Raw genomic sequence first — 14,931 nt, forward strand, 5'->3', positions numbered from 1 at the left:
CATGATCGCCATGTCTGCTCCTCGCCGGAGTAGGTCCGCATCGAACTATTTCGTCGACGGAACCGACCGTCAATCCTCTCTAAGGAGTCTTCATTAACTTTTGCGGTTCGGGTCAGGGCTGGCCGGGGCGATCTCGACCAGGCGGCCGAGGTACATGACGGCCACCCGGCCTGCCACGTGGCGCATCACCGACAGGTCGTGGGCCACGAACAGGAAGGACAGGCCCAGTTCGCTCTGGAGGTCCATCAGCAGGTTGAGGACGCCCGCCTGGATCGACACGTCGAGCGCCGACACCGGCTCGTCGAGGATGATCACCTTCGGGTGCAGGGCCAACGCCCGTGCGATACCGATGCGTTGGCGCTGTCCGCCGGAGAACTCGTGGGCGAAGCGGTTGCCGTGCTCGGGGTTGAGTCCGACCAGGCGCAGCAGTTCGCTGACCTCGCCGCCCGCCCCGGCGCCGTACCGGCCGTGGATGCGCAGGGGTTCGGCGACGATCTCGTGGACGGTCATCCGCGGGTCGAGGGAGGCGTACGGGTCCTGGAAGACGATCTGCAACTCCTGCCGCAGCGGCCGCATCTGACGTCTGCTCAGCTCGGTGAGTTCGTGCTCGCCGTAGCGGACCTGACCGGAGGTGGCGCGTTCCAGGCCGAGGACGGTGCGGGAGATCGTCGTCTTGCCGGAGCCCGACTCCCCCACCAGGCCCAGGGTTTCGTTCTCGTACAGGTCGAAGGAGACCCCGCACACGGCGTGTACGTCGCCGACGCGGCGGCGGATGACGCCCTTGGACATCACCGGGAAGTGCTTGACCAAGTCCCTTACCTGGAGGACCGGTTCGCCGGTGCCGCCGTGGCCGGGCAGCGGCGGCAGGGGGGTGACGGCCTGCGCGGGCGCGGTCATACGGCGTCCTCCTCGGGGTTCGTGGTAGAGGCCGCGTCGGCGAAGCGGGCCAGGGCCTCGGTGTCCGCGCCGACCGCGTCGAAGACCTGATCGGCGCCGGTGTCGACGAGTTCGTCGGCGAAGTGGCAGGCGCTGAGGTGGAGGTCGCTTCCGGCCCTGCGCAGGGCGGGTTCGTCCGTGTCGCACACGTCGCGTCGCATCGGGCAGCGGGGTGAGAAGGGGCAGCCCGGTGGCAGGTTGAGCAGGCTCGGCGGTGATCCGGTGATGGGGGTGAGACGTGCCTCCTCACGGTCCATGCGGGGCAGGGAGCCGAGCAGGCCCAGGGTGTAGGGCATACGCGGGCTGTAGAAGATGTCCTCGACGGAGCCGGTCTCCACGATCCGGCCCGCGTACATGACCGCGACCCGGTCGGTGTGGCCGGCCACCACACCGAGGTCGTGGGTGATGAGGACGAGGGCCGCCCCGGTCTCGGCGCGGGCGGTCTCCAGCGCTTCGAGAATCTGCGCCTGCACGGTGACGTCGAGGGCGGTGGTCGGTTCGTCGGCGATGATCACGTCGGGGTCGTTGGCCATCGCGATGGCGATCACGACGCGCTGGCGCATGCCTCCCGACATCTCGTGCGGATAGTTGTCGACGCGCCGCTCGGGGCTGGGGATGCCGACCGTGCCGAGCAGTTCCACGGCCCGTTTGCGGGCGTCCCGGTGTTTCATCCCGGAGTTGTGGCGGAGCAGGGTCTCGCTGATCTGGTAGCCCACGTTGTAGACGGGGTTGAGGGAGGTCATCGGGTCCTGGAAGATCATCGCGATGCCGCTGCCGCGCAGATCGGACAGGCGCGCGTCGGACAGCCCGAGCAACTCCGTGCCCTCGAAGCGCACCGAGCCGCGCACCCGGGCGCCGGACGGCAGCAGCCCCATCACGGCGAGGGCGGTCACAGACTTCCCGGACCCCGACTCGCCGACGATGCCCAGCGATTCGCCCCGGTCGAGCCGGTAGCCGACACCGCGTACGGCCCGCACCAGCCCGTCCTCGGTCGCGAACTCCACGCTGAGGTCCTCGACTTCGAGCACGGCGGACGTCACGGGGACCTCCCGCACTCCATGACTCGTGGTCGTCACTGTCGCACCCTTTGCTGCCGGGGGTCGAAGGCGTCGCGCAGTCCGTCGCCGATGAAGTTGATGGTCAGCGCGATGGCGATGATGAACGCGCCGGGGATGTAGAAGAGCCAGGGCCGGGTGTCGACCGCCGTCTGCGCCTGGGAGACCAGCAACCCCAGTGAGGTGTCGGGGGGTTGGACGCCGAAGCCGAGGAAGGACAGCGCGGTCTCGGTGAGGATGCCGGTCGCCACCAGGATCGTCGCGTTGACGATGATCGGGCCGAGGGCGTTCGGCAGCAGGTGCCGGAAGATGATCCGCGCGTCCGACGCCCCGAGCGCCCGCGCCGCCTCGATGAACTCCTTCTCGCGCAGCGACAGCACCGACGAGCGCACGACCCGGGCCACGTACGCCCAGGTGAGTCCCGCGATCACGATGGCGATCCAGTACCAGGAGCCGCCGGTGCGGGAGGAGATGACCAGGGCGATCGCGAACAGGGGCAGCGTCAGCACCAGGTCGGCGATGCGCATCATGACCGCGTCGACGACGCCCCGGTAGAAGCCGGCGATGGCCCCCCAGATCGCGCCGACGAGCGTGGAGCCGAGCGCGATCATGATGGCGATCTTGAGTGAGGTCTGGGTGCCGCGCATGACCTGTGCGTAGGCGTCGTATCCCGAGGAGTTGGTGCCGAACGGGTGCTTCCAGGAAGGCGGTTTGGAGTTGTCCTCGGTGTACTTCTCGTACGAGTAGTGCCACAGGTGCGGGCCGATGAACGCCCACAGGATGATCAGAACGAACACGACCAGGCTGACCATCGCGGCCCGGTGACGCACGAAGCGGCGCAGCACCAGCTGGGTCTGGGTGCGCCGTCGTACGGTGAACTCGTGGTCCTGACGCGGCAGTTGAGTGCCCGCGGACCCCGGAGCCTCGATGTCAGTCATAGCGGATCCTCGGGTCGAGTACGGCGTAGAGCAGATCGGCGATGAGGTTGAACCCGATGACGACGACGGCGGAGAGCAACAGCCAGGCCATGGTGCGGTAGACGTCGAGCGTGGTCGCCGCCTGGACCAGCATCTCGCCCATGCCGTGCCACTGGAAGATCGTCTCCGTGATCACCGCGCCGCCCAGGATGATCGCGATGTCGAGGGCGGTGACGGTGGCGAGCGGGATGAGGGCGGTGCGCAGCGCGTGCCGCGTCATGACCTTGCCGCGCCGCAGCCCCTTGGCGCGGGCGAGCCGTACGTAGTCGCTGTTGAGGACCTCCAGCATGGAGGCGCGGGTGTAGCGGGTCCAGGACGCGAAGGAGACCAGGGCGAGGGTGATGGTGGGCAGGATCAGATGGCCCACGTGATCGGTGAACTCGTTCCAGGTGGTGTCGACTTCGAGGTACGGGGACTTCTCGCCGATGGTGCCGAGGAACTGGCTGCCGGTCTGCTCGTTGAACCAGATTCCGGCCTGCTTGAGCAGGACCGCGAACCAGAACACCGGCATGGCGAGGAACAGGAAGCCGAAGAAGGTGATGGTGTAGTCGGCGGCGGAGTACTGGCGGATGGCGCTGAACACGCCGAAGGCGACGGCCAGGATCAGCGCGAGGATCATCGCCGCGGCGACCAGGGTGATGGTCACCTTGAAGCGGGTGAACAGGTCGTGCCCGATGTTCAGGTTGGCCTGCACGGACGGGCCGAAGTCGCCGTGCAGGACGCCGGTGATCCAGTTCCAATAGCGTTCCATCACCGGCTCGTTGGCGTGGATGTGGCGGGCGAAGGCGGTGACGGCGGCCTTGCTGGGCGCGGGTTGTCGTGAGGTGGCGAAGTTGGCCACCGGGTCGCCGGAGTTGATGACGACGAGGAACACGATGAACGTCGAGATGATGAGGACGGGTATGGAGACGAGGATGCGACGCACGGTGTAGGCGAGCATGCGGTCTTCTCTCGGAGGCCGGCGGGTCGAGGATGCCGTCCGGGCCGGGCCCGGCCCCGGTGTTGCCGGGGCCGGACTCGACGGGCGTGCCGGTGGAGCTGTTCCCTCGGGCGGTGGGGCTACTTCTTCAGGCCCCACTCGGCGGTGTTGTAGGCCGGGCCCACGTTGGTGGAGTTGTTCCGCATGTTCACGAACCGCGTCTGCGTCGCGAAGAACGTCGGCTTCTGGTAGAGCGGCAGGACGTAGGCGTCGTTCACCATGAGCTGGTCGGCCTCGTTGAGGAGGGCCGCGGCCTTCGTCGCGTCCGTCTCGCCCACGGCCTGGGAGATCAGGGAGTCGGCCGTCTTGTTGCTGTAGCCGCCGTAGTTGCCGCCACCGCCGGTGAACCAGTTCTGCTGGGCGTTGCTGGTCGGGAACGGCGCCGCGACCCAGGCGAAGACGATGATGTCGTACTGGTGCCCGGCGAGGACCGTGCCGAGGTCGGCCGCGCCGATCGGCTTGATGGTGACCTTGATGCCGAGGCTCGCCAGGTTGCTCTGGAGGATCTGGCACTCGCTCTGCCGGATCTGGTTGCCGGTGGTGTAGCGGCAGTTGAAGGGTCCGACGGCCTTGCCGTCCGGTGTCTTCAACGCCGTGCCCACGCCGGTGAACTTGGCGTCGGTGAGGTACTTCTTCGCCTTGGTCAGATCACCCGATCCCTGACCGGTGCTGGTGACCACGTCCTTGTAACCCGCCTGCCCGGGAACGAAATTGTGGCTGCCGAGCGGCTTCACGGCCGGGTCGAACTGGCCGACCGTCTTGGCGATGATGTCCTTGATGTTGATCGCCGTGAACATCGCCTGACGCAGCGCCAGATACTTGCCGAGCACCGGGTTGTGCAGGTTGAGGTCGAAGTGCTCCCAGGTCAGGCCGTTGCCGATGGTGTAGGTGACACCGGGGATGTCCTTGACCTGGTTGACCAGGTCCACCTCGGGCTGCGGGTAGATCGCCTGAACCTCGTTGTTCTTCAAGGCCGTTGGCTCTTGGGTGGCGTCCGAGATCACCTTGAAGATCAGCCGCTGGAGGGTGGCCTTCTTCGCGCCCGTCCACTTGGGGTCGGGCACGTAGGTGGCGTGGTCGTTGTCCGCCCAGTCCTGCATCTTGTACGCGCCGGCCGTCGCGTACTTGGTGGGCGGGGTCTTCAGGAAGTACTGCCAGGCCTGCGCCATCTGAGTGGCCGTCATGTGGGCCGCGTCGCCGGCTTTGGCGCCCGAGAGCTTCTCGGCGACGTGCGCCGGGTACATCGGGTAGCCGCCGCCGAAGAGGGACTTCCAGTCCGAGTACGGCTTGGACATCACCATGGTGACGGTCTTGCCGCCGTCGGACGGGGTGAGCGACTTGATGCGGTCGTAGCCAGCGGTGCTCTGTGGCAGACAGCCCTTGGTCTGCGTGGCGTCGCTGGCGGGCGGGGGCGGGCAGTCCTTGCCGTTGTTGGTGCGCCAGTAGTAGATGAAGTCGTCGGCGGTGATGGGCGTGCCGTCGTTCCACGCCGCCTTGGGGTTGATCTTGTAGACGACGGTCTGCGGGCTGGTGCCGGCCTGCGTCGCCGAGGTCACCAGGTCGGTGTTGAGGGCGACGGTGAAGTCCGGCTGGGGTATGAACACCTGCGGCAGGACGACCTCCAGGGCCTCCCCGTTCTCGAAGGTGTTGCCGTTGACGTCCTGGACGTTCCACTGCTGGATGTTCTTCTCCAGCACATAGGTGAACGTTCCGCCGGACTTGGTGGTGGCGGAGTTGCAGGTGTTGGCCTTGCCCACGGTGTTGCAGGACGTGAGTCCGGCCGAGCTGCCCTTGCTGGAGCCGCCGCCTCCACCGCCGCTGCTACAGGCGGTCAGGACCAGGGTGAGTCCGGCGGCGAGGGTGAGGGCCCGGGTGAGGGCCGAGGATGGCGCGCGCATGTTCATCTCCTTCGACCGGCGGAAGGTCCGGTCCCGTCAAGGCGGCCGGCGGCCGCGAGAGAACTGAGCTGCGCAAAGACGTTAGAGCCCCGATGTACCTACTTCATGTTCTTGTTCATACCGGGAAGGCGACAATTCACCCTCGCTTTGATATCGGAATGGCCCGCACCCCGCAAAGTCCCCAGGTAGCGCCCCCGAAAAGGCAAAGTCACGTCCAACATCGTTGATCAGACCGCAAATTGACGGATCGTCAGCCGAGCGGTACGCCCGCCTCCAGATAGAGTGCCGCCCCGCGTTCACGCGCCCTGAGCGCCCACCGCAGCCGCTCGTAGCGGACCGGCGGCAGCAGATCGGCGGCCTCCTCCTCGGTGGCGAAGCACCAGCCGCGCAACTCCGGTCCGGGCAGCAGCAGTCGGCCGGCCTCGGCGGCGCCCAGCCGGCCGCCGTCGAAGAGGAGGCGCAGTCCGCCGTAGCCGGGTGGTACGGGCGGTTCCCAGTCGACGACGAGCAGTCGGGGGACCTCTTCGAGCACGATGCCGGTCTCCTCGGTGACCTCGCGCATGCCGGCCCGGGCGGGTGCCTCGCCGGATTCGACGACGCCGCCGGGGAACTCCCAGCCGGCCTTGTAGGTGGGGTCGACGAGCAGGACGCGGTCCTGTTCGTCGAAGAGGAGCACTCCGGCCGCGAGGGTCTCGGAGGTGGGCTCCGGGGTCTGCACGATGTCGCACACGGGCACGGCACCGCTGCCGACGGCCCCGGCGATCCTGGCCGCCGTCTCGTACGGGGTGAGCGCGCTGGTGTCGACGAAATGGGCGTCGGCGGTGAGCCAGGAGCCGAGCGCGGCGCGGTACGACTCGATGTGGTCGTACGCCCACTGGCGTGTCCGGATCTCGCCGTCGGGGAGGTCCGGTGGGACCTCCCGGCCGGCTATTCGCTCGCGCAGGATCGTTTCCGCCGGAGCGAGGAGGACATGCCGGACCGTGACCCGGCGGGCCGCCAGACCGCCGAAGATCTCGTCGCGGTACTCCTGGCGCAGCAGGGTCATCGGGACGACGAGGGTCCCGCCCAACTCGGCGAGCATGGCAGCCGCCGTGTCGATCACGAGCCGCCGCCACATCGGCAGGTCCTGGAAGTCGCCGACCTCTGCGAGGTGCTTGGGCGGGAGCAGACACGGCAGTGCTCCGCCGATGACCTCGGGGTCGAAGAGCGTGCTGTTCGGGATCAGTTCGATCAGTTCCCGTGCGGTGGTGGTCTTGCCTGCACCGAACGCGCCGTTGATCCAGACGATCACGGACAGTTCCCCCTCTTCTATTGGCCCCCTGAGGCTTGCCCGTTCCACCCTGCCACGGAAACCAGCCGCAGTTGAGAGCGCGCATACGACGGCGCCGGTGCCCCCTCCGACGGGGCACCGGCGCCGCGCGCTTTCGACCGGTATCAGCTGTTCTCTCCCAGGGCACCCTCATCGACGGCGAAGCTGCCGTCGCTGACGAGGTGATCCACGGAACCCACGGTGTCCTTGACGTTCAGATCGCCGAGTACGTCGTGGTCGTGGGAGTGCGACGGGGAGATCGCGGCGACGACGAAACCGGTGGCGAGGGAGGCGATGGCCAGCATGCTGCGCTTCTTCATGCCCCGTTCAACTGACGAAGCGCGCCGGGGTCACGCCCGGACGGCCCGCCGGATGGAACCCGCGCCGTCGCGCGCCCGCCGCACAAGGTCCACGGCCGCCTCGGGCCACTGCGGATGGTCGAAGGTGAACCCTTCCGCCAGCAACCGTCCCGGGACCACCCGGCGGCTCTTCAGGAGGAGTTCGGTGTCCGAGCGCAGCGCGAAGGCGCCCAGTTCCGCCATCCACTTCGTGGCGGGCAGCCCGACGGGGATGCCCCGGGCGGCGCGCAGGACGCGCATGAAGGCACGCTGCGGGAGCGGTCCGGGGGCGGCGAGGTTCACCGGTCCGGTGATGTCGTCCCGCTCGAGAAGGAATTCGACGGCGCGCACAAAGTCCTGGTCGTGGATCCAGGAGACGTACTGGGCGCCGCCCGCGACCGGACCGCCGAGGCCCAGCCGGGCCAGTCCCAGCAGGACGTCGAAGACTCCGCCCCGGTCGGGGCTCATCACCATGGCGGCGCGCAGGGCGACCTTGCGGGTGTGCGGGGTGTCGGCGCGCTCCTGCTCGCGTTCCCAGTTCCTGGCGATCTCGACGCTGTACGACCAGTAGTCGGGTACGTCCGGTTCGTGGCCGCCGATCACGCCGGTGGCCTCGTCGTTGGGGGCGTCGTACCGGTGGGCGTAGACGGTGGCGGTGCTCATCTGGAGCCAGACGCGCGGCGGGCTCGCGGCGGCGGCGATCGCCTCGCCGACGACCCGGGTGGAGCGCACGCGCGAGTCCATCATGGCCTTGAGGTTGGCCGGCGTGTAGCGGCAACCGACGCTGCGGCCCGCCAGGTTGATCACGACGTCGCTGCCGTCGATCTCCCGGGCCCAGGAGCCCAGGCTCTCCCCGTCCCACCACACCTCGCGGTCGCGCGCCGGCCGCCGGGTCAGGACGACGACCTCGTGACCGGCCTCGGTCAGGGCGCGGTCCAGGATCGCGCCCACCTGTCCCGTGCCACCGGGAATGACGATCTTCACCGGGCTCCCCCTTCCATTCGGGCTGCTCGGGAGTGAGCCTAGCGCAGAAAGTTGAACGCGTTCAAAACTTGCGCGATGGAAAGTCGAACAATAAATACGCAACTCTTCCAACAGAGTTCGACACGTCCTACCGTAATCGCGCACATGGCATGCACAGGAAGTGATCCCATCTTTTGCGAGTCCGGAGGAACGTAATGACGCGTCACCCCCACACCCGCACGACCCGCCGAAGAGTGGTCGGAGCGCTCGCCGCAGGCCTGTTGTGCACGGCGGGCCTCGCCGCGCCGGCCGTGGCCGCTCCCGCACAGGCCCCCGTCTCCCCCGCCCTGGCCGACGGTCAGGCGCTCACCCCTCCGATGGGTTTCAACAACTGGAACTCCACCAACTGCCGTGCCGAGTTCAACGAGTCCATGGTCGAGGGCATCGCGGACATCTTCGTCAGCAAGGGCCTGAAGGCCGCCGGTTACCAGTACGTCAACCTCGACGACTGCTGGGCCCTGCCGTCCCGCGACGCCGACGGCAAGCTCGTCCCCGACCCGGTCCGCTTCCCGCACGGCATCAAGGCGGTCGCGGACTACGTGCACTCCAAGGGGCTCAAACTCGGCATCTACACCAGCGCGGGCACGAAGACGTGCAACGACGCCGGATTCCCGGGCGGCCTGGGCCACGAGTACAGCGACGCGCAGCAGTTCGCCGACTGGGGCGTGGACTACCTCAAGTACGACAACTGCAACAACCAAGGCGTGGACGCCAAGTTGCGCTACACGACGATGCGCGACGCGCTGAAGGCGACCGGCCGCCCGATCGTCTTCAGCATCTGCGAATGGGGCGAGAACAAGCCCTGGGAATGGGCGGCGGACGTCGGACATCTGTGGCGCACGACCGGTGACATCAGCGACAACTGGGGCTCGATGCTGTCGATCCTCAAGCAGAACCTGCCACTTGCCCCCTACGCAGGACCCGGCCACTGGAACGACCCCGACATGCTGGAGGTCGGCAACGGCGGCATGACGGACACCGAGTACCGCTCGCACTTCTCGATGTGGTCGATCATGGCCGCGCCCCTCCTCATCGGCTCGGACCTGCGCACGGCGACCCCCGCGACCTTCGACATCCTCGACAACAAGGAGGTCATCGCGGTCGACCAGGACCCGCTGGGCAAACAGGGCAACGTTGTCACCTCCGAGGGCGGACGCTGGGTCGTCGCCAAGGAGATGAAGGACGGCAGCCGTACGGTCGCGCTCTTCAACGAGACCGGCAGCGCCCAGCGCATCGCCACGACCGCCGCGGCCGTCGGCCTCCCCGGCGCCCCCGCCTACACCCTGCGCGACCTGTGGCAGCACAGGAGCTACAACACCGCGGGCGCGATCTCCGCGACCGTCCCGGCCCACGGCACGGTCCTCGTACGGGTCTCCGCCGACCGGCACTGGGCGCAGAACCCGCCGGCCGTCGAACTCGGCCTGGACAGCGCCCCGTTGGTCCAGGCGGCCACCCCGGCCCCGCTCACGACGACGGTCACCGACCTGGGCCGTACGACCGCCGAGCACGTCTCCGTGGACCTGACCGGGCCCGCGGGCTGGAAGATCCGGGCCAAGTCGTCGACGACCGCGAAGGCCGTACGGACGGGCCAGGCGCTGCGCACGAAGTGGACGGTCACCGCTCCCGCCGGAACGCCGACGGGGTCGTACGACCTGACGCTCAGGGCGAGTTACCGCTCGCCGAGCGGCGCCCGGGTCACCAACACCCTGCCGTTCACCGCGTCCGTGGTGGTGGCACCGCCCGCGGGGACCTCGTATCTCGGCGATCTTCCATGGATGTCAACGGCCAATGGATACGGACCTGTTGAACGCAACACCAGCAACGGGGAGAGCGCCGCGGGGGACGGTCATCCGATCACCCTGGGCGGAGTGGTGTACGCCAAGGGACTTGGGGTCCACGCCGAGAGCGACGTCGCGTACTACACCGGGAAGACCTGCGAGAAGGTCACCGCGGACGTCGGTGTGGACGACGAGAAGGGCGCCAACGGGACCGTCGCCTTCGAGATCTGGGCGGACGGCACGAAGGTCGCCTCGACCGGCGTCCTCACCAACGCGATGGCCGCCCAGCCGGTCACGGCGGACGTGACCGGCGCCCAGGTGGTCCGACTCGTCGTCACCGACGGCGGCGACGGGATCGACTCGGACCACGCGGACTGGGCGGACGCCCAACTCACGTGCTGAGCAAGGCACATCGCACGTCAGGGGGCACAGGCCGCTGAACGAACGTTTCGGCCGGTCGCTCACACCCCGGCCGAGGTCGCGCTCGCCCGCCCGGCGAGCGCGGCCGCGGCCGCTCCCACCAGTCCGGCGTCCGTGCCCATCTGAGCCGGCGTCACCGTCAGCCGCCGCACGAAGGACAGCGTCGCGTAGTCGCTCAGCGCCTTCCGCAGCGGCGTGAACAGCACGTCGCCCGCCTTGCCGACGCCCCCGCCGATCACGGCGATGTCGATCTCGACGAGGGTCGCGGTGGCCGCGATACCGGCGGCGAGGGCCTGCGCGGCCCGCTCGAAGGAGGCCACGGCGACCGGGTCACCGGCCCGCGCGGCGGCGGCGACGGCCGCGGCCGAGGCATCGCCGTCGGGACCCGGCCGCCAGCCGCCCTCGACCGCGCGCCGGGCGATGTTGGGACCGCTGGCGATCCGCTCGACGCAGCCGCGCGAACCGCACGGGCAGGCGTCGCCGTCCAGGTCCACGCTGATGTGGCCGATGTGGCCCGCGTTGCCGGTCGGCCCGGGATGCAACTGCCCGTTGAGGACGAGGCCGCCCCCGACTCCCGTGGACACCACCATGCACAGCGCGTTGGCGTGTCCGCGTGCGGCGCCCTGCCAGTGCTCGGCCGCCGTGATCGCCACGCCGTCGCCGATCAGCTCGACGGGCAGGTCACCGGCCGCCGCACGCACCCGCTCGACCAGCGGAAAGTCGCGCCAGCCGGGCACGTTGACCGGGCTCACGGTGCCGGCCGAGGCGTCCACGGGACCCGCGCTGCCGATGCCGAGGGCGCTCGCGCGGGACCACGAGGGCGATGCGGTCAGCTCCGCGAGCACCTCCTCCACGGCTCGCATCACGGTGTCGCCGTCGTCCTGCGAGGGCGTCGGGCGCTGTGCTCGCACCAGGATCTTGCCGTGGCCGTCCACCAGCGCCCCGGCGATCTTGGTGCCGCCGATGTCGAGCGCGGCCACGAGGTCGGTGTGCATCAGTGTCAGATCTCCCCGTCAAACATGAGAACCACCAGAAGGTGAGTTGGGCCGGTCTCGCGGTGGGGGCGCAGGCCGTTGATATCGGTGGACAGTCTCTCTCGCATATGACAACGTTGTCCAGGCTCTATGCTCGACGCCACATCCTCATACAAACCCATGGACCTATGCATCCCCCGTGGACGACAGGACAGGACAGCGCATCGTGCCAGAGACCGCCCGCCGCCCGGAGAACCGCTACGGCAACCGTCCGACCATGAAGGACGTGGCCGCACGCGCGGGTGTCGGCCTGAAAACGGTGTCGCGCGTGGTGAACGGCGAGCCGGGCGTCACCCCGGACACCGAGCGCCGCGTCCAGGAGGCCATCGACGCCCTCGGCTTCCGTCGCAACGACAGCGCCCGCGTCCTGCGCAAGGGCCGCACGGCCAGCATCGGCCTCGTCCTGGAGGACCTCGCCGACCCGTTCTACGGCCCCCTCAGCCGCGCCGTCGAAGAGGTCGCCCGCGCCCACGGCGCCCTGCTCATCAACGGCTCCAGCGCCGAAGACCCGGACCGCGAGCAGGAGTTGGTGCTCGCGCTGTGCGCCCGGCGCGTGGACGGGCTGGTGGTGATCCCGGCCGGCGACGACCACCGCTATCTGGAGCCGGAGATCAAGGCGGGCGTCGCGACCGTCTTCGTGGACCGCCCGGCCGGGCAGATCGACGCGGACGTCGTCCTGTCCGACAGCTACGGCGGCGCGCGCGACGGCGTCACCCACCTCATCTCCCACGGCCACCGGCGCATCGGCTTCATCGGCGACATGCCCCGCATCCACACGGCCGTCGAGCGACTGCGCGGCTACCGGGCCGCGATGGAGGACGCCGGCATACCGGTCGAGGACGCCTGGATGTCCCTCGGCGTGACCGACCCCGTCCGGGTGCGCCGGGCCGCCGAGGAGATGCTGACCGGCCCCTCCCCCGTCACCGCGATCTTCGCCGGCAACAACCGCGTGACGGTCACCGTCGTCCGCGTCCTCGCCGAACAGTCCCGCCGGATCGCCCTGGTGGGCTTCGACGACTTCGAACTCGCCGATCTGCTCCAGCCGGGGGTGACGGTTGTCGCGCAGGACGCGGCGACGCTCGGGCGTACGGCCGCGGACCGGCTCTTCCGACAGCTGGACGGCACGTTGATCGCGCCGGAGCGGATCGAGTTGCCGACGAGGCTGATCACCCGGGGCTCGGGCGAGCTGCCGCCGTCGGACTGAGCGGCGCGTGCACGACGGCGTGAGTGAGCGTGCGGGCGACCGCGTGGACGAGGGCCTGGACCGGACGTTGGAGGCACTGGGGCTGGCTGGGGCGCCGCGCGAGGATCCCCTCAGCTACCCGGGTGCGTGGCCCACGGAGTCCGGACTCCTGGTCGGCGACCGCCTGTTGCCCCTCAACGAGCATCCCCCGTACGCGAACCGCACCCCGGTCCTCGCCATCGGCTCCAACGCCTGCCCTGGCCAACTGCGGCACAAGATGGCCGAGTTCGGGATCACGTCTCCCGTTCCGATGCTGAAGGTACGGGTCACGGGTGTGGACGTCGGTGTCTCCGCACATGTGAGCCGCGTGGGGTATGTGTCGGCGTCGCCGGTCCACGCGCCCGGTGCCGTACGGGAGTTGTTCGTGACGTGGTTCGACGCACGGCAGCTCGCGGTGGTGGACGCGAGCGAGGGGGCGTACGACCGGACGTGGTTGGCCGAGTCCGAGTGCCATATCGAGCTGGATTCAGGCGAGTTGTTGCGGGGCGTGTACGTCTACGTCAACCGGCATGGCGTCCTGCATGACGGCACGGGCATGCCGCGCCGTCATCCGGGCGAGCGGGAGCTGCTCACCGAACTGCTGGGTGGCTCGGCGGCGTTGAGGGCGTTGTTCGGGCGGACGCCGGAGGAGTTCTGCGAACGGGCGCGGGCCGACCGGGAGTTGTGCGAGCGGGGTACGAGGCTGTTCCGCGAAGAGGGGCTCGTGACGGTGTCGGGCCTGGAACGCTGAGCGACCATTCACGCGCCTCGCCGGCCTAGTGCCAGATCCAGGCCCCGATGAGGGCGAGGCAGCCGGCGAGGAAACCCACCGCGGTGGCCAGTTGGAAGCGGGCCGTTCCGTCCCGGGGAGCCCTGAGCGCCTCCACCGACTCGTCGGTCTGCTGGAGCGCGATGTAGTCGGCTGCGCCCACGGTCACGGCACTCACCGCCTCGGACGGCTCACCACCGGGGGCGCAGCGGAAGGAAGTCGGCTCCCCCGGTTCCACCATGGCTGTCAGGGTCGGGCTGGAGCACCAGGCGATCTTCAGTTGCAGCCGATGAGGGCCAGCCGGCAGGTCGAAACGCAAGGTCCGTCCGCGGCCGATCAGGCCGACCTGGGTGTCGTCGATGAACACCTTGTAGCGCCGAAACTGATCACGGCCACCGTCCGGCGCCCTGGACACCACGATGGTGCCCTGCTTCTGCTGATCCGCGTCTGTGGATGGCACGTTGTCCACCACCATCACCTCATGCGATCGATCGATTCCGGGCATTCTGACAGTTCCGAAAGAGGGACTTCAACAGACCGGCAGCCCCGGAATCGGCTCGTCGTTGTCCCCGCCCTTCAGGTAGACGTCGCTGACATAGACGTTCGTGTTGCCGCTGTCGTCGTCCGTCTTCGCCCACCAGACGTTGGTCCACTGGCCGTACGTCTCGCGGCGGCCCAAGTTCTGTTGGCAGTAGAAGTAGTTGGTACCCGCGCCGAGCACACCGACCTCGGTGCCGGACGCGGTGTAGGACTTGGCGCTGCGCCACACCTGGCAGTTGAACTTGCCGCCGCCGATGGACTGACAGACGGACGCGGGACTGGAGCTGGGCGTGGCTCCGCCCGTCGCGGGGGCGCCGCCGGTGCTTCCGCCGCCGGATGACGTGGACTTGCTCGGGGCGACGGTGGGATCTTGCCCCGCCGCGCTCTCCCCCTTGTCGGTGTGCTGCTGTGTAGGCGCCTGGGTCCCGTCGTCGCCCTGCCCGGTGGGCTTGGGCTCGGCTGAGCGGTCGGCGTCCGTACGTCCACTGGGCGAGGCGGGGCCGACACCGGCACCGGCCGGAAGTGAGGCGCTGGGCTGCGAACTGACTGTGCTGTCACCGGAGTTGACCATGCGGGCGACGACCACTCCGGCACCGGCGAGGACTGCGACTACGGCAGCGGCGGCTATCAGGATGCGTGCCTGTCTCTTATAC

Annotated in this window: 13 protein-coding genes and 1 pseudogene; 3 read left to right on the plus strand and 11 right to left on the minus strand. The window is 69.0% G+C overall.

The window, feature by feature from the left end; all coding sequences use genetic code 11:
- Window positions 1-93: 93 nt before the first annotated feature.
- The 8 genes from ACNFOC_RS37610 to ACNFOC_RS37645 form a co-directional block, all read right to left on the minus strand.
- The gene (locus ACNFOC_RS37610; protein WP_416963515.1) at window positions 94-897 is read right to left on the minus strand and encodes an ATP-binding cassette domain-containing protein; all 804 of its coding nucleotides are present in this window, start codon (window positions 895-897) and stop codon (window positions 94-96) included.
- Window positions 894-1,991 (minus strand): ABC transporter ATP-binding protein, encoded by a 1,098-nt coding sequence (locus tag ACNFOC_RS37615; protein WP_416963525.1) that lies wholly within the window; start codon window positions 1,989-1,991, stop codon window positions 894-896. The genes ACNFOC_RS37610 and ACNFOC_RS37615 overlap by 4 nt, the downstream gene beginning before the upstream one ends.
- A gap of 17 nt (window positions 1,992-2,008) precedes the next feature.
- Window positions 2,009-2,929, minus strand: a complete 921-nt coding sequence (locus ACNFOC_RS37620) for an ABC transporter permease (RefSeq protein ID WP_416963516.1) — start codon at window positions 2,927-2,929, stop codon at window positions 2,009-2,011.
- A complete protein-coding gene (locus tag ACNFOC_RS37625; RefSeq protein WP_416963517.1) occupies window positions 2,922-3,908 on the minus strand; it encodes an ABC transporter permease in 987 nt (328 codons plus the stop codon). The genes ACNFOC_RS37620 and ACNFOC_RS37625 overlap by 8 nt, the downstream gene beginning before the upstream one ends.
- A gap of 119 nt (window positions 3,909-4,027) precedes the next feature.
- Window positions 4,028-5,845, minus strand: a complete 1,818-nt coding sequence (locus ACNFOC_RS37630) for an ABC transporter family substrate-binding protein (protein ID WP_416963518.1) — start codon at window positions 5,843-5,845, stop codon at window positions 4,028-4,030.
- A 250-nt stretch (window positions 5,846-6,095) separates the two neighbouring features.
- A complete protein-coding gene (locus ACNFOC_RS37635; RefSeq protein WP_416963519.1) occupies window positions 6,096-7,136 on the minus strand; it encodes an NUDIX hydrolase in 1,041 nt (346 codons plus the stop codon).
- Window positions 7,137-7,279: 143 nt separating this feature from the next.
- Window positions 7,280-7,474: a hypothetical protein gene (locus ACNFOC_RS37640; RefSeq protein ID WP_393753530.1), complete on the minus strand. Its 195-nt coding sequence runs from the start codon at window positions 7,472-7,474 to the stop codon at window positions 7,280-7,282.
- Between the two features lie 30 nt (window positions 7,475-7,504).
- Complete coding sequence (locus ACNFOC_RS37645) at window positions 7,505-8,476, minus strand: TIGR01777 family oxidoreductase (protein ID WP_416963520.1); 972 nt, start codon at window positions 8,474-8,476, stop codon at window positions 7,505-7,507.
- Between the two features lie 194 nt (window positions 8,477-8,670).
- On the opposite strand from ACNFOC_RS37645, the gene ACNFOC_RS37650 reads away from it, so the two are divergent.
- Entirely contained in the window at window positions 8,671-10,695 is a 2,025-nt protein-coding gene (locus tag ACNFOC_RS37650) for an NPCBM/NEW2 domain-containing protein (RefSeq protein WP_416963521.1), read from the plus strand.
- 59 nt (window positions 10,696-10,754) lie between these two features.
- On the opposite strand, the gene ACNFOC_RS37655 is transcribed toward ACNFOC_RS37650, so the two are convergent.
- Window positions 10,755-11,708, minus strand: coding sequence for an ROK family protein (locus ACNFOC_RS37655; RefSeq protein WP_416963522.1), 954 nt, complete (start codon window positions 11,706-11,708; stop codon window positions 10,755-10,757).
- A 205-nt stretch (window positions 11,709-11,913) separates the two neighbouring features.
- Between ACNFOC_RS37655 and ACNFOC_RS37660 the strand changes: the two genes are divergently transcribed.
- Complete coding sequence (locus ACNFOC_RS37660; RefSeq protein WP_406132169.1) at window positions 11,914-12,951, plus strand: LacI family DNA-binding transcriptional regulator; 1,038 nt, start codon at window positions 11,914-11,916, stop codon at window positions 12,949-12,951.
- Window positions 12,952-12,970: 19 nt separating this feature from the next.
- On the plus strand, window positions 12,971-13,720 hold the full coding sequence (locus tag ACNFOC_RS37665; RefSeq protein WP_416963523.1) for a hypothetical protein: 750 nt from the start codon (window positions 12,971-12,973) through the stop codon (window positions 13,718-13,720).
- 25 nt (window positions 13,721-13,745) lie between these two features.
- Here ACNFOC_RS37665 and ACNFOC_RS37670 read toward each other — a convergent pair whose 3' ends face one another.
- Both ACNFOC_RS37670 and ACNFOC_RS37675 read right to left on the minus strand, forming a co-directional pair.
- Window positions 13,746-14,207, minus strand: a complete 462-nt coding sequence (locus ACNFOC_RS37670; RefSeq protein WP_416963524.1) for a hypothetical protein — start codon at window positions 14,205-14,207, stop codon at window positions 13,746-13,748.
- 60 nt (window positions 14,208-14,267) lie between these two features.
- Window positions 14,268-14,931: pseudogene (locus tag ACNFOC_RS37675) on the minus strand (serine/threonine protein kinase); the annotation flags it as partial.

Source organism: Streptomyces colwelliae (assembly GCF_048158785.1).
Classification (GTDB): domain Bacteria; phylum Actinomycetota; class Actinomycetes; order Streptomycetales; family Streptomycetaceae; genus Streptomyces.